Annotated in this window: 22 protein-coding genes; 14 read left to right on the forward strand and 8 right to left on the reverse strand. The window is 67.0% G+C overall.

What is annotated here, in order from left to right; genetic code table 11:
• Together B3547_RS14335 and B3547_RS14340 are read right to left on the reverse strand one after the other, a co-directional pair.
• The coding region (locus B3547_RS14335; protein ID WP_292964205.1) for a DNA-packaging protein at positions 1–1,107 on the reverse strand (1,107 nt) is incomplete at its 3' end.
• Entirely contained in the window at positions 1,097–1,612 is a 516-nt protein-coding gene (locus B3547_RS14340; RefSeq protein ID WP_292964206.1) for a hypothetical protein, read from the reverse strand. The genes B3547_RS14340 and B3547_RS14335, both read right to left, overlap by 11 nt.
• Before the next feature lie 205 nt (positions 1,613–1,817).
• On the opposite strand from B3547_RS14340, the gene B3547_RS14345 reads away from it, so the two are divergent.
• On the forward strand, positions 1,818–2,468 hold the full coding sequence (locus B3547_RS14345) for a YqaA family protein (RefSeq protein WP_292964207.1): 651 nt from the start codon (positions 1,818–1,820) through the stop codon (positions 2,466–2,468).
• 126 nt (positions 2,469–2,594) lie between these two features.
• Entirely contained in the window at positions 2,595–2,864 is a 270-nt protein-coding gene (locus tag B3547_RS14350; RefSeq protein WP_124810588.1) for an usg protein, read from the forward strand.
• A 51-nt stretch (positions 2,865–2,915) separates the two neighbouring features.
• Here the strand turns inward: B3547_RS14350 and spt are convergent, their stop codons facing one another.
• Complete coding sequence (gene spt, locus B3547_RS14355; RefSeq protein ID WP_292964208.1) at positions 2,916–4,115, reverse strand: serine palmitoyltransferase; 1,200 nt, start codon at positions 4,113–4,115, stop codon at positions 2,916–2,918.
• 8 nt (positions 4,116–4,123) lie between these two features.
• Complete coding sequence (locus B3547_RS14360; protein ID WP_124810586.1) at positions 4,124–4,363, reverse strand: acyl carrier protein; 240 nt, start codon at positions 4,361–4,363, stop codon at positions 4,124–4,126.
• A 130-nt stretch (positions 4,364–4,493) separates the two neighbouring features.
• On the opposite strand from B3547_RS14360, the gene B3547_RS14365 reads away from it, so the two are divergent.
• Positions 4,494–5,138 carry a Pycsar system effector family protein gene (locus B3547_RS14365; RefSeq protein WP_292964210.1) on the forward strand — a complete coding sequence of 215 codons (645 nt, stop codon included), beginning with the start codon at positions 4,494–4,496 and terminating at the stop codon, positions 5,136–5,138.
• A gap of 10 nt (positions 5,139–5,148) precedes the next feature.
• Here B3547_RS14365 and B3547_RS14370 read toward each other — a convergent pair whose 3' ends face one another.
• Positions 5,149–5,511 carry a response regulator gene (locus B3547_RS14370; protein WP_125954689.1) on the reverse strand — a complete coding sequence of 121 codons (363 nt, stop codon included), beginning with the start codon at positions 5,509–5,511 and terminating at the stop codon, positions 5,149–5,151.
• Positions 5,512–5,586: 75 nt separating this feature from the next.
• Here B3547_RS14370 and B3547_RS14375 point away from each other — a divergent pair, with 75 nt between their 5' ends.
• From B3547_RS14375 to B3547_RS14395, 5 genes are read left to right on the forward strand one after another with little or no spacing between them, the layout of a single operon-like run.
• The gene (locus B3547_RS14375; RefSeq protein WP_414690565.1) at positions 5,587–5,853 is read left to right on the forward strand and encodes a DUF3572 domain-containing protein; all 267 of its coding nucleotides are present in this window, start codon (positions 5,587–5,589) and stop codon (positions 5,851–5,853) included.
• Positions 5,850–6,479, forward strand: coding sequence for an HAD family hydrolase (locus tag B3547_RS14380; RefSeq protein WP_292964213.1), 630 nt, complete (start codon positions 5,850–5,852; stop codon positions 6,477–6,479). Before B3547_RS14375 ends, B3547_RS14380 begins: the two co-directional genes overlap by 4 nt.
• Entirely contained in the window at positions 6,472–6,939 is a 468-nt protein-coding gene (locus tag B3547_RS14385) for a RidA family protein (RefSeq protein ID WP_292964214.1), read from the forward strand. The genes B3547_RS14380 and B3547_RS14385 overlap by 8 nt, the downstream gene beginning before the upstream one ends.
• Positions 6,911–7,687, forward strand: a complete 777-nt coding sequence (locus tag B3547_RS14390) for a glycerophosphodiester phosphodiesterase family protein (protein ID WP_194919593.1) — start codon at positions 6,911–6,913, stop codon at positions 7,685–7,687. Before B3547_RS14385 ends, B3547_RS14390 begins: the two co-directional genes overlap by 29 nt.
• Positions 7,684–8,814 (forward strand): GNAT family N-acetyltransferase, encoded by a 1,131-nt coding sequence (locus tag B3547_RS14395; protein WP_292964215.1) that lies wholly within the window; start codon positions 7,684–7,686, stop codon positions 8,812–8,814. Before B3547_RS14390 ends, B3547_RS14395 begins: the two co-directional genes overlap by 4 nt.
• A 42-nt stretch (positions 8,815–8,856) precedes the next feature.
• Here B3547_RS14395 and B3547_RS14400 read toward each other — a convergent pair whose 3' ends face one another.
• Positions 8,857–9,168: a sel1 repeat family protein gene (locus B3547_RS14400; RefSeq protein WP_190287333.1), complete on the reverse strand. Its 312-nt coding sequence runs from the start codon at positions 9,166–9,168 to the stop codon at positions 8,857–8,859.
• Between the two features lie 347 nt (positions 9,169–9,515).
• Between B3547_RS14400 and dksA the strand changes: the two genes are divergently transcribed.
• From dksA to B3547_RS14420, 4 genes are all read left to right on the forward strand, one after another.
• Positions 9,516–9,974 (forward strand): RNA polymerase-binding protein DksA, encoded by a 459-nt coding sequence (gene dksA / locus B3547_RS14405; protein WP_124810578.1) that lies wholly within the window; start codon positions 9,516–9,518, stop codon positions 9,972–9,974.
• Positions 9,975–10,170: 196 nt separating this feature from the next.
• Positions 10,171–10,539 (forward strand): PilZ domain-containing protein, encoded by a 369-nt coding sequence (locus B3547_RS14410; RefSeq protein ID WP_190287332.1) that lies wholly within the window; start codon positions 10,171–10,173, stop codon positions 10,537–10,539.
• Positions 10,540–10,641: 102 nt separating this feature from the next.
• Positions 10,642–12,111, forward strand: coding sequence for an ABC transporter substrate-binding protein (locus tag B3547_RS14415; RefSeq protein WP_124810576.1), 1,470 nt, complete (start codon positions 10,642–10,644; stop codon positions 12,109–12,111).
• Between the two features lie 5 nt (positions 12,112–12,116).
• Positions 12,117–12,548 carry a DUF4112 domain-containing protein gene (locus B3547_RS14420; RefSeq protein ID WP_292964218.1) on the forward strand — a complete coding sequence of 144 codons (432 nt, stop codon included), beginning with the start codon at positions 12,117–12,119 and terminating at the stop codon, positions 12,546–12,548.
• A 26-nt stretch (positions 12,549–12,574) separates the two neighbouring features.
• On the opposite strand, the gene B3547_RS14425 is transcribed toward B3547_RS14420, so the two are convergent.
• Entirely contained in the window at positions 12,575–12,751 is a 177-nt protein-coding gene (locus B3547_RS14425; protein WP_124810593.1) for a DUF1674 domain-containing protein, read from the reverse strand.
• Between the two features lie 70 nt (positions 12,752–12,821).
• Here B3547_RS14425 and B3547_RS14430 point away from each other — a divergent pair, with 70 nt between their 5' ends.
• Positions 12,822–14,084 carry an RsmB/NOP family class I SAM-dependent RNA methyltransferase gene (locus B3547_RS14430; protein ID WP_292964221.1) on the forward strand — a complete coding sequence of 421 codons (1,263 nt, stop codon included), beginning with the start codon at positions 12,822–12,824 and terminating at the stop codon, positions 14,082–14,084.
• A 3-nt stretch (positions 14,085–14,087) separates the two neighbouring features.
• Here B3547_RS14430 and msrA read toward each other — a convergent pair whose 3' ends face one another.
• Positions 14,088–14,615: a peptide-methionine (S)-S-oxide reductase MsrA gene (gene msrA / locus B3547_RS14435; RefSeq protein WP_292964223.1), complete on the reverse strand. Its 528-nt coding sequence runs from the start codon at positions 14,613–14,615 to the stop codon at positions 14,088–14,090.
• Positions 14,616–14,727: 112 nt separating this feature from the next.
• Here msrA and B3547_RS14440 point away from each other — a divergent pair, with 112 nt between their 5' ends.
• Complete coding sequence (locus B3547_RS14440) at positions 14,728–15,579, forward strand: class I SAM-dependent methyltransferase (RefSeq protein WP_125954699.1); 852 nt, start codon at positions 14,728–14,730, stop codon at positions 15,577–15,579.
• Positions 15,580–15,617 lie beyond the last annotated feature (38 nt).

Below are 15,617 nucleotides of genomic sequence, written 5' to 3' on the forward strand. Positions count from 1 at the left end.
CCGGCTGGCATGGACCAGCCGCAGCGGCAGCGTGGCATTGGCCGCGCGCAGCACCGCGCCCACCATCGCGCCGCCCTGGTTGGCTTCGGCCACCACCCGGTCCGCGCCCCATGCCCGCGCCGCATCGCGCACTGCGCCGGCCCACCGCTCGGGGCTGGCCCGCTCGACCGTTGCATCGGCGAGCACGCGCGCGATCCGGTCTTCGCCCAGCCCGCAGACCACGATCCCGCAGGCATCGCCTTGCGCGCTGGCCGGCGGATCGACGCCCACGACCACCCGCGTCATCGCTGGCACCGCGCCATCACGGCACCGTTCCAGCAGCGCGCGCGTCCACAGCGCGCCGGGCAGGTCCTCGATCAGTTCCCCGTCCAGTTCCTGCCGGCCCAGCAGCGTGCCGCCGAATTCGCGTTCGACATCGGCGATGAACCGTGCGGGCAGATGCGCGATATTCTCCCGCGTGCCGCCGCGCGTCACCGCCACGTCGGCCTCGCTTCCCGCCTGCTCCAGCAGCCGGCGCACCAGCGGCACCGCGCGCGGGGTGGTCGTCGCCACGATGCGCGGAGACTCGCCCAGGCGCAGGCCCAGCAACAGGTTGTCCCAGCTGCGCCGGGCCTGCGCTTGTCCGTCATCCCATTTGGCGATCTCGTCGCACCAGGCATGGCTGTGCTGCGGGCCGCGCAGCGATTCCGGCTCGCCCGCCGAATAGAGCATCGCCTGCGCGCCGTTGGGCCAGATCACCCGCCGCAGCGAGGGTTCGAAGCGCGGGCGGCGGTGCGGCGGGCAGACCGCCATCACCCCGCTTTCGCCCTCGATCATCACCGCCCGCGCCTCGTGCAAGGAAGCGCCCACCAGCGCGATGCGGGCCTCGTGATCGGCTTCGGCGATCGTCCGCACCCATTCCGCGCCGGCACGGGTCTTGCCGAAGCCGCGCCCCGCCATCACCAGCCAGACGCGCCAGTCGCCATCGGGCGGCAGTTGCGCGGCGCGCGCCCACAGCGGCCAGTTCCAGTGCCATTCGTCCCTTTCGCTTTGATCGAAGGTCTCGCCGATGTCCGCGCTCAGCCCGCCGAGATCCTCGCGCAGGAAATCCAGCCGGTCAGCCGGCATCGCGCGGCCGTTCGGAAAGCGCCTTCGCGGCCAGCACGCGCTGGCGCAGTTCCTCCACCTTGCGGTCGATCGAAGCGCGGATGTCGGCCGCGCTCACCTGGTCGCGGATGGCGCGCTGGCGCGCCGCGCTTTCGCGGTGGGCGGCCAGCAGACGGAACGCGGTGGCGTTGTCGAAAGACCGGGCCGCCCGTTTCGCGCCGGGGGGCGGCTTCACTTCGCCGGTGCGCAGCCGGTGCAGCAGTTCCATTTCCAGGTTGTCGTATCCCTCGCACAGCGCGATCTGCCACTGGCGGTTGAACTCGGCATCGTTGCGGCGGCGCTGGTAGGCGGCCGAGGTATCGATCTTGGCCTTGCGCGCGGCGGCGGCGACGTTGGATGTGTCGGCCAGTGCGGCCAGGAACGGCTTGACCCAGCGCGGCGGCGCGGAGGCGCGGCGCGCGGACGTTTCGCCCGCACGCGCTTTTACGGCACGCGTCAGCGACGCGCCCGGTGATCTGGCTGCCATGTAATATCCGTATCTGGGGAAGGTTTCGCACCGGTCGCGACGGGAGGCGGGCGACTCGGTCTTTCGCTATGTTCCTGTTATGTACTCATTCAGCGTCACGTTGTCAAGGCCGAACTGTGGGCCGGATATTCCGCCTATGGCGCTTTGCCGTCCGCTGCCCTAAGCACCCGCGCGATACACAGCCGCGTTAACGGATGCCTTGCCCATGCTTCGCCGCCTCTACGACTGGACCATGGCCAAGGCCGCGCATCCGCGCGCCGAATGGTGGCTTGCCCTGTTCGCCTTCGTCGAGGCCAGCTTCTTCCCGATCCCGCCGCACCCGCTGCTGGGGCTGATGTGCCTCGCCGAACCGAAGAAGGCGGTCCGCTTCGCCGCGATCACCGTGATTGCCTCGGTCATCGGCGGGATGCTGGGCTATGCGATCGGCCATTTCCTGTTCGCCAGCGTGGGCGAACAGCTGCTGTCCGCGCTCCACCTGACGCAGAGCTTCCCCTATGCCGCGTGCAAGCTGCGGGGCGAGGCCGGCTTTCTCGCGATCATCGCCAAGGGCGCCACGCCGATCCCGTTCAAGCTGATCACCATCACCGCCGGCTTCATCGGCATGCCGATCGGCAAGTTCCTGCTCGCCAGCCTGATCTCGCGCAGCATCGGCTTCATGATCGTGGGCGTGCTGTTCCGCCTGTTCGGCGCGCCGATCAAGGCGTGGATCGATCGCTATCTGGGCTTGGCCGTGGTCGGGTTCATCGCGCTGATCCTGGCCGGCTTCGTCGCCGCCGCGATGCTGGGCGGGCACGGGCAGAAGGGCGCTGACGAATGCAGCGGGGCCACGATGCAGTCGGTCACCGCCAGCACCTGAGCCGCGCGCGTTCCTGATTGCTGCAGTGCACAAAAAAAGGGCGGCGGACCCCGTTGACGGTCCGTTAACCATGAAGGAGCATGCTGCTTCCCGGTATTTCTTCACCAGCGAGGGGGAAGGAGGACTATGGAAGACAGCGACTTTCGGCTTCAGTTGGCCGGTTACGGGCTGGCCACCTGGCAGATCCATTACTACATGCCCGATCATCCCAGCCTGCTGCAGGAATTCGTCCTGCAGCGCTACGACGTCGCACCCCGGTTCCCGGAACTGAAACGGTTCCTCGATTTCTGGCGGCGCGATATCGAGGCGGTGATCCATTCGGTCCGCGTGGCGCACAACCACCTGATCCGCCCCAGCGAATGGCGGGCGGTGGACGGCGAGATCCGGCTGCACTGACGAAATGGCACCAACCGGCCGGCCGGAATATCCTCCGGCCAGCCATCACGGTCAGATGATTCCGGCTTTCCTGCCGGCGCGTTCGAACATGCCGATGATCGTCTGCACCTGTTCGGCGGTGTGTTCCGCGCACAGCGAACAGCGCAGCAGCGTCATCCCGGCGGGCGTCGCCGGCGGGCGGGCCAGGTTCACGTACAGCCCTTCGTGGAGCAGCGCTTCCCACATGCCCGCGCCGCGCTCCAGATCGGGCATGATGACCGAGATGATCGCGCTCTGCGGTTCCTCGGTGCCAAGCTGGAAGCCCCGGTCGCGCAGGCCCTTGTGCAGCGTGCGCGAATTTTCCCACAGGTGGGCGCGCTTGTTGCCCGCGTGCATCAGCTTGCGGATCGATGTCGCGGCGGTGTGGACCACGCTCGGCGGCAGGCTGGCGGTGAAGACATAGGGGCGGCAGACCAGCCGCAGGATCTCGAACTTGGGGTGGTTGGACACGCAGAAGCCGCCGACGGTGCCGACCGACTTGGAGAACGTGCCGATCACGAAGTCCACGTCGTCCAGCACGCCCTGCTCTTCGGCCACGCCGCGTCCGTTGGGGCCGATGAAGCCCATCGAATGCGCCTCGTCCACCAACACCATCGCGCCATTTTCCTTGGCGATGGCGATCATTTCCTTCAGCGGCGCGATGTCGCCCAGCATCGAATATACGCCTTCCAGCACCACCAGCTTGCCCGCGCCTTCGGGAATGCGCTTCAGGCGCTTTTCCATCGCCACGATGTCGTTGTGCTTGAACGGCACCACTTCGGCATCGCCCATCTTGCAGCCGTCCCAGATGGAGGCGTGGCTGTCGATGTCCAGCACGATGTAGTCGCCCTTGCCGGCGACAGTGCTGATGATGCCCAGGTTGGCCTGGTATCCGGTGGAGAACACCATGGCGTGCTCCATCCCGTAGAAGTCCTTGAGCGCGTCCTCCACGGCGCGGTGCCCGGCATAGGTGCCGTTCAGCACGCGGCTGCCGGTGGTGCCCGAACCGAAATCGTCCAGCGCCTGCTTGCCCGCCAGGATCACGTCGGGATCGAACGTCATGCCCATGTAGTTGTAGGTGCCCAGCAGGATCGTTTCGCGCCCGTTGCACACGGCCACGGTGGGCGAGAGCACGCGCTCCATCACCAGGTTGAACGGGTCTTCCACGCCACCGGCGAGAAGGGCGCGGCGCTGTTCGATCAGCGGGTCGAACTTGCTGAACAGATCGGTCATCGTGGGCGTCAGCCTTGCAGTTTGGTCACGGCGTCGATCAGCTGGCCGTAGGTTTCGATCTCGGCCTGCTGGTTCATGGTGATGATGATGTCGAATTCGTCCTCGATCGCCGCCACGAAATCCATCACCGTCAGGCTGTCCCATTCAAGGTCACCGGCAAAGGTCGTATCCTCGGCGATCGCGATGCCCTTCTTGTTGAACGGCTCGATCAGCTCGGCGATCCGGTTTGCGGTTGCGGCGCGGTCCATCGGTATTCTCCACTGTGGGGCAAGCCCCCTGCCAGACGATTGCGGCTGAAAAGCGGCCACGCGGTCCGCTTGTCAAGCCGGACCGTCCTGTGTCATCCCCAGCCGCGATGCCGCATCAAGGGGAAATGCGTTGAACCAGCCGTCGCCGTTGCCGCCATCGTCATCGGGCGCTTCAGCGGAAACCGGGGATACGGGCGGAGCGCAGCCGGTCCGCGCCACGCCCTCGCCGCTCTCGCCGTCGGGTTTCTCCAACCACGCCATCCATCTCGTGCGCACCTCGCAGCAGATGAACCTTACGCTCAGCCAGATGGCCGATGCCAAGGCTTCGCTGCTGATGGGGGCCACCTTCCTGGTGTTCACCATCGCGGTCGGGCAGGCGAAAAGCGGAACGATGCCGTGGTCGCTGGGCGTGCTGGCGCTATCCGCGTTCATTTCCGCGATGTGCGCGGTGTTCGCGGTGCTGCCCTCGATCGGCGGGCCAGACCGAGGCAAGACGGGTAGGGGGCAGGCTGGCCCGTCGTCGCCCAACAAGCTGTTCTTCGGCTATTTCACCCACGTCGCGGAAGAGGAATGGATCGACAGCGTGCTCGATGAACTCCACGCCGATGAAACCGTGTTCCGCACGATGCTGCGCGACATCTACCAGAACGGCCAGGTGCTCCAGCGCAAGAAGTACCGCTTCCTCGGCTATGCCTACCGCGTGTTCATGGTCGGCCTGTGCCTGACGGTCGTGACGTTCGCGATCGAGCACCTGCGCGCCTACGTGCCCTCCTGACAGGGCCGGCTCACACCAGCTTGTTCACCGCCGCCATGAACGGGCCGATCGATACCGGCTTGGCCAGATAGCCTTCGGCACCGGCTTCGCGGATGCGTTCCTCGTCGCCCTTGCCGGCATAGGCGGTCACGGCCAGCACCGGGATCGTGCGCAGTTCGGCGTCGCCTTTCAGCGCCTCGATCAGTTCCAGGCCCGAAACGTTGGGCAACTGGATGTCCATGATGACGAGGTTGGGGACGAACAGGCGGGTCCGCTCGATCGCCTCGCGCCCGTCGGCAACGGGTTCGACGGTGAAGCCGTTGGCCTTCAGCAGGTCGCAGAACAGCTTGCGATTGAGGTCGTTATCCTCGACAACCAGAATTCTTTTTGCCACTGAGCCCTCGGGTGCGAGCGCCGGAAGCCGGCTGCGCCGTTGACCCTCTATTGACCCGGAAAGGCCCTGACAATCATTCGTGAACCCGCTCCGGTTTCTGATGCACGCACCGTGGCCTTGCAGGCGCTCGGCAGGGTACTGGCGGATAGTGGCCGGGCCGACCGGTTCCTGGCGCTGACGGGGCTGACGCCCGAAGCCCTGCGCGCCGGCCTTGGCGATCCGGGCGTGCTGGGCGCGGTACTGGATTTTCTCGCCAACCATGAATCGGACCTTGTCGCGGCGGCGGAAGCACTCGACATTGCACCCGAAGCCCTTGCCGCCATCCGGGAGAAATTGAGATGAGCCGCCCGCTGATCATCAGCGATTGCGATGAAGTGCTGTTGCACATGGTCGCGCCCTACAAGGAATGGCTGGCCGAACGGCACGGCATCGATTTTGCCATGCAGAGCAACGATTTCGGCAAGGCCATGCGCTATGCCGATGGCGGGTATGTCGAACCGGCCGAAATCTGGCGCCTGCTCAACCTGTTCTTCGATACCGAGATGTACCGGCAGCAGCCGATCGCCGGCGCGGTGGAGAGCGTCAACGCGCTGGCGGAACATGCCGATGTGGTGATCCTCACCAATCTGGGCGATCACCGGCGCGAGGATCGCGCGCGGCAGTTGCGCGATGTCGGCATCAACGCGCGGGTCTTCACGAACACCGGGCCCAAGGGGCCGGCGCTCAAGGCGATTCTCGATGAATACCGCCCGGAACGCGCGGTGTTCATCGACGATCTGCCGCAGCACCATGGATCGGTTGCCGAACTGGCACCCCATGTCACGCGGCTGCACTTGTGCGGAGAGCCGATGCTGGCCCCCCATATCGACTGCGCGCATCAGCAGGGGCACGCGCACGCCCGGATCGACGAATGGTCCGCCGCGCTGCCCTGGCTGATGGCGCAAATTCATGGAGCGAATGATGACTGATGCCGTTGCCGCGAAGATTGCCGAACTGGGCTTCGCGCTTCCCCAGGCCGCCGCGCCGGTCGCAGCCTATGTGCCGACGGTCGAGGTCGGGGGGCTGCTGCACGTGTCGGGCCAGTTGCCGTTCGTCGATGGCAAGCTGGTGACCGGGCGGCTGGGCGAGGATGTCTCGCTCGATCAGGGCGTCGCCGCTGCGCAGGCCTGCGGTCTGATGCTGCTGGCGCAGGTCAAGGCGGCTCTGGGTTCGCTCGATCGCGTGGAGCGCGTCGTCAAGCTGGGCGCGTTCATCAACTCCGCCGGGACGTTCACCGATCAGCCGAAAGTCGCCAATGGCGCGTCCGAACTGATGGTCGCCGTGTTCGGAGACATTGGCCGCCACGCGCGCAGTGCCGTTGGCGTTCCTGTCCTGCCGCTGGGCGCGGCCGTGGAAGTCGATGCTGTATTTGCTGTTCGCCCTGCTTGATCGCTGGCTCGTCCCCGTTCCGCCGGCGGAACGGGTCGGCTGGCTGCGCGGGCGCGTCTATGCCCATCGTGGTCTGCACCGCGCGGGCGTGCCGGAAAACTCGCTCGCTGCCTTCGCGCTCGCCATCGAGCGCGGGCTGGGGATCGAATGCGATGTGCAGCGCACCAGCGATGGCCAGGCGATGGTGTTCCATGACTGGGATCTCGATCGCCTGACCGACGCTGCCGGCGCGATTATCGACCACAGTTCCACCCAGCTTGGCGCGATCGCGCTGAGCGGTGCCGAAGGGGAGCACATTCCTACCTTGCGCCAGATGCTCGATCTGGTCGCCGGGCGCGCGCCGCTGCTGATCGAGATAAAGTCGCGCCGCGATCTGCGCGTGGCGCCGTTGTGCCTGGCGGTGCGCCGGGTGCTGGAAGGCTATCGCGGCGATGTCGCGGTCATGAGCTTCGACCCGCGCGTGCCGGCATGGTTCCGCCGCTATTCGCCGCACATCGTCCACGGCCTTGTCGTGACCGAGGAAGGGCGCCGCACCCTGTTCGCGCGCGCGCGCCGGCATCTGGCGCTGTGGCACGGCAAGCCGCAGTTCCTTGCCTACGACGTGCGCGATCTCCCCAGCCGTTTCGCCGCGCTCCAGCGCCGCCGGGGTCTGCCGGTGCTGACCTGGACGGTGCGCTCGCCCGAACTGGCGGAAAAGGCGTCTGCCCACGCCGACGCCCCGATTGCCGAGGGCGCCGGCCTGCCGTGAGCGTCACCGCGCGTATCCATCATTCCATCAGCGAGATCGCGGCCGATGACTGGGATCGGCTGGCGGGCGGCGGCAATCCGTTCACCGCGCACACCTTCCTGTCGCTGCTGGAGGAATCGGGCAGCGTCGGCGGGCGCAGCGGATGGTCCCCGCTGCCGGTGGTGATCGAGGACGAGGCCGGCCGCCCGGCGGCGGCCCTGCCCGCCTATCTCAAGGCGCACAGCCAGGGCGAATACGTGTTCGATCACAGCTGGGCCGATGCCTGGCAGCGCGCGGGCGGCAGCTATTACCCCAAGCTTCAGATCAGCGTGCCGTTCACGCCTGCCACCGGACCGCGCCTGTTGCTGGGGGAGCGGCCCGACCTTGCGCCGTCGTTGCTGCGCGTGGCCGAGCGCCTGTGCGAAGGCAACGAACTGTCATCCGCCCACGCCACGTTCATCGAACCGGCCCAGTTGCCGCTGTTCGAGGAGGCGGGCTGGCTGTTGCGCTCCGACATCCAGTTCCATTGGGAAAACCGGGGCTATGCCTCGTTCGAGGATTTCCTGGCCGCGCTGTCGTCGCGCAAGCGCAAGGACATCCGCAAGGAACGCGCGGCGGCGCAGCAGGGCGTGGAGATCCGGGCGCTGACCGGCGACGCGCTGCGGCCCGAACACTGGGATGCCTTCTGGCAGTTTTATCAGGATACCGGCGCGCGCAAGTGGGGGCGGCCCTATCTGACCCGGCAGGCGTTCGATCTGCTGGGCGATCGCATGGCCGATCGGGTGCTGCTGGTGCTGGCCTTCCTGGATGGGCAGGCCGTGGCCGGGGCGCTCAATTTCATCGGCGCGGACGCGCTCTACGGCCGGTACTGGGGCGCGATCGTCGACAGGCCGTTCCTGCATTTCGAGCTGTGCTACTATCAGGCGATCGACGCGGCGATCGCGCTGGGCCTCGGCAGGGTGGAGGCGGGGGCGCAGGGCCAGCACAAGCTGGCGCGTGGCTACGAGCCGGTGCGCACGTGGTCGGCCCACTACATCGTGGACCCGGGATTTCGGGCCGCCGTCGCCGATTTTCTCGAGCGGGAAAGGCAGGGTGTGGCGCAGGACCAGCTGACGCTGGGCGAGCATACGCCTTTCAGAAAAGGATAGCCGTCCGGCGCGTGCCGGCCGATAGACCAGGCAACAGGTCGATCAGGCGGCGCGGCGGCTGGAGGCGCGGATCCATTCGCGCGCACGGCGTTGCGCTTCGGCGATTTCGCGCGCGGTCATTTCCTCGGAGATGTCGGCGCGGCACTGCGCGGCATCGTCATGGCCACCCACGGCGGCAAGGTTGAACCACTTGTGCGCTTCGATCAGATCGCATTCCACCCCGTGGCTGCCCGTCGAAAAGGCCACGCCCAGGTCGAACAGCGCGTTGGTGTCCCCTTGCGCGGCGGCGGCCAGGCAGGTTGCCACCAGAAGGTCGGCGCCTTCGTGCAGACCGGCATTTTCGGCGTATGTCATGGCCGCGTCATCGGCGACCAGCTTGATCCAGGCTTGTCCCATTTACCAATACCCCCGGTTGAAAACCAAGTTATCCGGGCCTTTCACGGGTCCCGGCGTGTCAGACAGTCACCAAGTTTGCTCAACAAATGGTTAACGCCGGGGTGGGGCGGCTCCGGAAAACCCGCCAAAACGGCGATTTCTGACGCTTTGGCGTTCCGCCGGGCTTCAACTTCCTTGTGCCATCACCCGCATGGAATGGCTTGTGCCGGTTCCGGGCGGCTCCTATAGGGCGCCACAAACCGGGAACGCGCGATGCGTCGCGGCGATTGCCGGTCGGGTCGGAAGGCGTTTATCTGGAGGGCCGGATGGCTGGCGTTTTGAGTGACGAGATTGACGTTCTGGCCAAGGCTCGCCGGGCCATGCCGGGTGATTACGTTCCCAGTGATGACGAACCCTATATGGGCGAGGCGCAGCTCGACTATTTCCGCCGCCTTCTGCTCGAATGGAAGAAATCGATCCTGTCCGCGTCGGCTGGCACGCTTTCCGCGTTGCAGGACGGACCGTTGCGCGAACCCGATCTCAACGATCGCGCCTCGAGCGAGACCGACTGGGGTATCGAACTGCGCACGCGCGATCGCCAGCGCAAGCTGATCGCCAAGATCGATTCCGCGATGCGCCGGATCGACGAAGGCGAATACGGTTTCTGCGAGGTGACCGGAGAGCCGATCGGCCTGGGCCGTCTGATCGCCCGCCCGATCGCGACGATGACCGTCGAAGCGCAGGAAGCGCATGAACGCCGGGAAAAAATCTCGCGCGATATGTGAGTCAAACCTTTCCGCCCCGGACCATGCGGACTGTCCGGAAATGGCACGTTTGCTTGGTTAATCGGGGTGCGTTTAACGATTTCTTTGCCACATCCGTATAGGACGTGGAGAGGGAATCATGCGATTTGTCCAAGGTGCCGGCTCGGTATCCATTGCGGAGCATTTTCGGCGGTTTGCAGGAGTGGTCGGTTTCGCCGTGACAGAGCTTGAGCATCGTCAGATCGGGCGCGACAGCCTGTTCCTTATGGCGGATCTGCGTCTTGATGGCGTGGATGGCGAACACAAGGTCAAGGTCCGCAACCTTTCGGCTGGCGGGATGATGGCCGAAGGCAACGTCCGCGTGGTTGTCGGGAAACGGCTGGAAGTGAACCTGCGCAATCTGGGCTGGGTCGAAGGCGTCGTCGCCTGGATTCAGGAAAACCGCTTCGGCATCGCCTTCATCGAGGACATCGATCCCAAGGTGGTGCGCGCCACCGCCTCAGGGCCCACGGCGGACGAACTGACTCCCCGCTTCGTGCGACCGCCGCTGCCGACGCATGAGCGCGGCCGGATGCGCAAGATCTGAGTGGTATCGGCGTCCCGCGCCATTTGGCGTTCTCCGCCATGCGCACATTTCTCGGCTTTGACCGCTGACCACCTGATTGCCTTCTGCTAGGTCGGTATTGAAATGCCGCGTCTTTCCCGCCTTGCCCTGGCCATTGCCCTTGCCGCTTCGGCATCGGGGTGCGGCTGGCGCGGTGACGGTGCGCTCCAACTCGGCCTGGTGGGCGATTCGGATGCGTTCAAGGCGCAAGGCGTGCGGCTTTCTCCCGCCGGGCAGACATTGCGCGCCGCCACGGTGGAAGGGCTGGTGGGGTTTGACGCCGAAGGGCGGGTGGTGCCGGGGCTGGCCGATCGCTGGATCGTGACCGACGATGGCCAGAGCTATATCTTCCGCCTGCGCGACGGCACCTGGCCCGGTGGCGCCAGGATCGATGCCGAAGATGTCGCCGCTTCGCTGCGGCGCGCGCTGGCCGCCCTGCGCGGATCGCCACTGGGCCTCGACCTTGCCTCGATCGACGAGATCCGGGTGATGACCGATCGCGTGATCGAGGTTGATTTGCAAAGCCCGCTGCCCGATCTGCTGACCTTGCTGGCGCAGCCCGAACTCGGCCTTCCCCATGCGCGACAGGGCGGCGGCCCTATGGCGATGCAGCGCACCCCGCAGGGCGCGGTGCTGTCGCTTATCCCGCCCGGCAAGCGCGGGCTGCCGGCGCAGGAGGATTTCGCCCGCCGCGCTCGCTCCGTAATCGTCGAAGTAGCGCCCGCCGAAAAGGCAGTGGCCCGCTTCAACGACGGCTATATCGACGTTCTGCTGGGCGGCCGGATCGATTCCCTGCCGCTGGCGGGCGTCGGCGGACTGGTCCGCGGCAACGTGCAGATAGACCCCGTCAGCGGCCTGTTCGGATTGATGGTCGAAAACGCGCAGGGCTATCTGGGCGAGGCGGCCAATCGCGAGGCGCTGGCCATGGCGATCGATCGCGATGCGTTGCTGGGCGCGTTCAATGTCAGCGGCTGGTCGGGGACCACGCGGATCGTGGCCCCGGAAACGCCGGGCGATCTGGGCACCATCGGCGAACGCTGGGCCGGAATGGGGATCGAGCAGCGCCGGGCGGCGGCGGCGGAGCGCGTGGCGCGCTGGAAGGCGGCGGGCAACCCGCTGCCGGTGCTGCGCATCGCCATCGGCGGCGGTCCCGGTTCGCAGGTCGTTTTTGACCGGTTGCGCGCGGATTTCGCCGCCATCGGCCTTCAGGTGCAGCGGGTGGACGAAACCGCGCCGGCCGACTTGCGCCTGATCGATTCCGTCGCCCGCTATGGTCGCGCCACGTGGTTCCTGAACCAGTTGGCCTGCGCCGCACGGCGGCCGGTGTGCAGCCCGGCGGGTGATGCCCGGCTGGATGACGCGCGCGCGGCGAAAGATCCGCAGCAGCGCGCCGCCCTGCTGGCGGAGGCCGAAGCGGAAATAACCGCCGTCAACGGCTATATTCCCATCGCCCGTCCGCTGCGCTGGTCATTGGTGCGCAGCCGCGTGACGGGCTTCGCGCCCAACCCCTGGGGATGGCATCCCTTGCCGCCGCTGGCCCTGCTTCCCAAATAGGGGGCATGGCACAGGCATCCCGATCCCGCGCCCGTCCCGTGCGGATGGGCATCGAACTGCCCGGCACCGGTCGTGATCCGGCGTCGGTGCGTCAGCGCATCGAACTGATGGAGCATCTGCTCGAACGCAGCTTCGTGATCCCCGGCATCAATCGGCCGGTGGGCCTCGATGCGCTTGCCGGCCTGATCCCGGTGGTGGGGGATTTCGTGACGGCGGCGATGGGGGCGTGGCTCGTGTGGGAAGCGCGCAATCTCGGCCTGCCCAAATGGAAGCTGCTGCGGATGGGTGCGAATGTCGCGTTCGACGCATTGCTGGGTGCGGTGCCGGTTGCCGGCGACGCCTTCGATTTCCTGTTCCGCTCGAACACGCGCAACCTGCGCATCATCCGCAAGCATCTCGACCGCCATCATCCGCAGACGCGGATCATCGAAGGCTGATCGCGTCAGTAGTCAAACGCCAGCCATCAGAAGTCGATCGCGATTCCGTTCTTTTCCCAGTCGCCGAAGCGCGTGGGATCGAGCCCGTCGGGGTCGTCCGTCGGAACGGCCGCTTTCGGTTCCGGCACGGGCGGATTGGTCCAGTAGTCGGGCGGCGTGAAACCGGCCGGTCGCTTGGTCGCGCGGGGGGTGGGCTTGTCCATGCGCTCCATATCGACCTTCCCGGCGCCGAGTTCAATTGCCAAGCGCGGCCGGACGCGCGATAGGCGCGCGATGTCGCGTCCCCCCGTTCAAGACGATACGCCCGGCCTGCCGGTTCGCCGCGCCGCCCTGCGCCTGCTCGATGCCGTGCTGCGCCGGGGCGATCCGCTGGACCAGATCGCCCCCCCTGTCCTGCGCGGGATAGAGCGTGGGGACGATCGCGCGCTGGTTATGGCGATCACGCAGGAAACGCTGCGCTGGATGCAGGACCTCGACCGCCTGATCGATGGGGCCACGCGCCAGCGCTTGCCGGACGATTCCAAGGCGCGCACCGTGCTGCGGCTGATGCTAGCGCAAGCCCTGCGGCTGGAGCTGCCACCCCATGCCGTGGTGGCCACCGGCCTGCCGCTGCTCGCGGGTGGGCCGCGCCGGCTGGCCCATGGCGTGTTCTCGGCGGTGATCCGCGGTCCGGCAAAGCTGCCCGCGGCGCCAACTCTGCCCGCGCTGGTGGACGAACGCTGGCAAGCCGCCTGGCACAGCCGAGCGGGAGCGATCGCCACGGGCCTGGCCGATCCGCCGCCGATCGACCTGACCCTGCGCGATCCGGATGCCACCGCCGAGTGGGCCGAGCGGCTGGGCGGCGTCTCGCTGATCGCCCGCCATGTCCGCCTGCCGCGCGCGGGCGCGGTGGAAGCGCTGCCGGGGTTCGGCGAAGGCGCGTGGTGGGTGCAGGACCTTGCCGCCACCGTGCCGGCAAGGCTGCTGGGGCAGGGGGTCGGGCGGCGCGCGCTCGATCTCTGCGCCGCGCCGGGCGGCAAGACCATGCAACTCGCGGCTGCCGGCTGGCAGGTGACCGCGCTCGACAAATCTGCCCGCCGGCTTGATCGCCTGCGCGAAAACCTGAAACGCACCGGCCTGGAGGCACAGGTCGTTGCGGCCGACGCGCTCGCCTGGCAGCCGGAGGAGCCGTTCGACGCGATCCTGCTCGATGCGCCCTGTACCGCCACCGGTACCTGCCGTCGGCATCCCGATGTGCTGCACCGCTTGCCGGCAATCGAGGAACTGGCCGTGCTTCAGCGCTCGATGCTCGCGCGCGCGGCAGAATGGCTGCGCCCCGGTGGCGTGCTGGTCTATGCGGTCTGTTCGCTGGAGCCGGAGGAAGGCGAGGCGCAGGCCCGCGCCTTCACCGCGCTGGCGCCCGATCCCATCGCTGCCGAGGAGCTTCCCGCCGGCATCGCGCCGACGCCGGAAGGCTGGTTGCGCAGCGATCCGGGGATGCTGGCCGATGCGGGCGGCATCGATGGCTTCTTCGCCGCCCGTTGGCGCAAGGTCTGATGCTTACGCCTTGACCTTGTTGGCGAAGCTCTTGCGCAGCTTCATCAGCTTGGGCGGGATCACGGCCATGCAATAGGGATTGCGCTGCCCTTCGCCTTCCCAGTATTCCTGGTGGTAGTCCTCTGCCGGATACCATTCCGCCGGCCCTTCGATCGTGGTGACGACCGGCTCCGGGCGATCGGCCTGCGCGCGGGCGATGCCGGCTTCGGTTTCGGCTTGCTGCTCCTCGTCCAGCGGGAACACGGCGGAGCGGTACTGCGTGCCGATGTCGTTGCCCTGCCGGTTGAGCTGCGTCGGATCGTGCGTGGCGAAGAAGATATCGAGCAATTGCCCGTAGGAAATCGCATCGGGATCGAACGTCACCCGGATGGCTTCGGCATGGCCGGTGTTGCCCGAACAGACCTGCTTGTAGGTCGGGTTCGGCGTCACCCCGCCGATATAACCGCTTTCCACGTTGCTGACGCCGATCACGTCCCGAAATACCGCTTCAGTGCACCAGAAACACCCGCCTGCGAAAATGGCCTGGGCCATCGCTTGTCCTTTCCTGTTTGTATGCAGGCTAGATAGGAAGGCGACCGGCGCTTGTCATCGCTTCCCACTCGGCTACCTTGCGCGCGATCCCAACCGAGAGAGGAATTTGCGCGTGCGCACTGTCCTGACAGCCCTTGCCGCCAGCCTGACCATGGCGGTCGCCGGCCTGGTTCCCCAGACCTCCGTCCAGGCCGAAACGCTGGCCCCCGCCGCAACATCGCCGGCAATGGCGACGGTGCTGGCCGATCCGCGCCGCGATGGTGACCGTGCCCGCGATATCTGGCGTCACCCCGCCGAAACGCTGGGCTTCTTCCGCGTGCAGCCGGGCATGACGGTGGTGGACTACCTGCCGTCGGGCGGATGGTACACGCGCGTCCTGGTGCCCTACCTCGGGCCGCAGGGCCAGTATATTGGCCTCAATCCCGGTGTCGCCAACGCGCCCGAACGGACGAAGCAGGCCTTCGGCAACCTCGGCGCGACCTTCCCGGCGAAGGCGGCGCAGTGGACCGGCGTCCCCGCCGAGCGCATCCTGGCCTTCAATACCGACAGCCTGCCCGCCGATCTCGACGGCAAGGTCGATCGCGCGCTGATCTTCCGCGAAGTGCACAACATGTGGCGCGGGGGCTGGCTCTATCCCGATCTGCTGGCGATCCGCCGCCTGCTCAAGCCCGACGGCCTGCTTGGCATCGTCCAGCATCGCGCCCGGCCCGATGCCCCGGCCTCCTACACCGATGGCAGCAAGGGCTATCTGCGCGAAAAGGACGTGATCGCCATGGTCGAGGCGCACGGTTTCGAACTCGTCGGCAAGAGCGAGATCAACGCCAACCCCAAGGACCCGGCGAATCACCCCGCCGGCGTCTGGTCGCTTCCGCCCACTTTCTCGCAAGGGGATGCCGATCGCATGCGCTTTGCCGGCGTGGGGGAAAGCGATCGCATGACGCTGCTGTTCCGCAAGCGGCCCTGATCGCGCCGAGGTCCTGACCGTGGCGGCGCTTTGTCACA

This window comes from Novosphingobium sp. UBA1939, assembly GCF_002336885.1.
Classification (GTDB): Bacteria; Pseudomonadota; Alphaproteobacteria; order Sphingomonadales; family Sphingomonadaceae; genus Novosphingobium.

Bases quoted from the DNA above. Each gene is read 5' to 3' on its own strand.
- B3547_RS14340 (WP_292964206.1), bottom strand. From the start codon at position 1,612: ATGGCAGCCAGATCACCGGGCGCGTCGCTGACGCGTGCCGTAAAAGCG.
- B3547_RS14345 (WP_292964207.1), top strand. From the start codon at position 1,818: ATGCTTCGCCGCCTCTACGACTGGACCATGGCCAAGGCCGCGCATCCG.
- B3547_RS14350 (WP_124810588.1), top strand. From the start codon at position 2,595: ATGGAAGACAGCGACTTTCGGCTTCAGTTGGCCGGTTACGGGCTGGCC.
- spt (WP_292964208.1), bottom strand. From the start codon at position 4,115: ATGACCGATCTGTTCAGCAAGTTCGACCCGCTGATCGAACAGCGCCGC.
- B3547_RS14360 (WP_124810586.1), bottom strand. From the start codon at position 4,363: ATGGACCGCGCCGCAACCGCAAACCGGATCGCCGAGCTGATCGAGCCG.
- B3547_RS14380 (WP_292964213.1), top strand. From the start codon at position 5,850: ATGAGCCGCCCGCTGATCATCAGCGATTGCGATGAAGTGCTGTTGCAC.
- B3547_RS14385 (WP_292964214.1), top strand. From the start codon at position 6,472: ATGACTGATGCCGTTGCCGCGAAGATTGCCGAACTGGGCTTCGCGCTT.
- B3547_RS14390 (WP_194919593.1), top strand. From the start codon at position 6,911: ATGCTGTATTTGCTGTTCGCCCTGCTTGATCGCTGGCTCGTCCCCGTT.
- B3547_RS14400 (WP_190287333.1), bottom strand. From the start codon at position 9,168: ATGACATACGCCGAAAATGCCGGTCTGCACGAAGGCGCCGACCTTCTG.
- dksA (WP_124810578.1), top strand. From the start codon at position 9,516: ATGGCTGGCGTTTTGAGTGACGAGATTGACGTTCTGGCCAAGGCTCGC.
- B3547_RS14415 (WP_124810576.1), top strand. From the start codon at position 10,642: ATGCCGCGTCTTTCCCGCCTTGCCCTGGCCATTGCCCTTGCCGCTTCG.
- B3547_RS14420 (WP_292964218.1), top strand. From the start codon at position 12,117: ATGGCACAGGCATCCCGATCCCGCGCCCGTCCCGTGCGGATGGGCATC.
- B3547_RS14425 (WP_124810593.1), bottom strand. From the start codon at position 12,751: ATGGACAAGCCCACCCCCCGCGCGACCAAGCGACCGGCCGGTTTCACG.
- B3547_RS14430 (WP_292964221.1), top strand. From the start codon at position 12,822: ATGTCGCGTCCCCCCGTTCAAGACGATACGCCCGGCCTGCCGGTTCGC.
- msrA (WP_292964223.1), bottom strand. From the start codon at position 14,615: ATGGCCCAGGCCATTTTCGCAGGCGGGTGTTTCTGGTGCACTGAAGCG.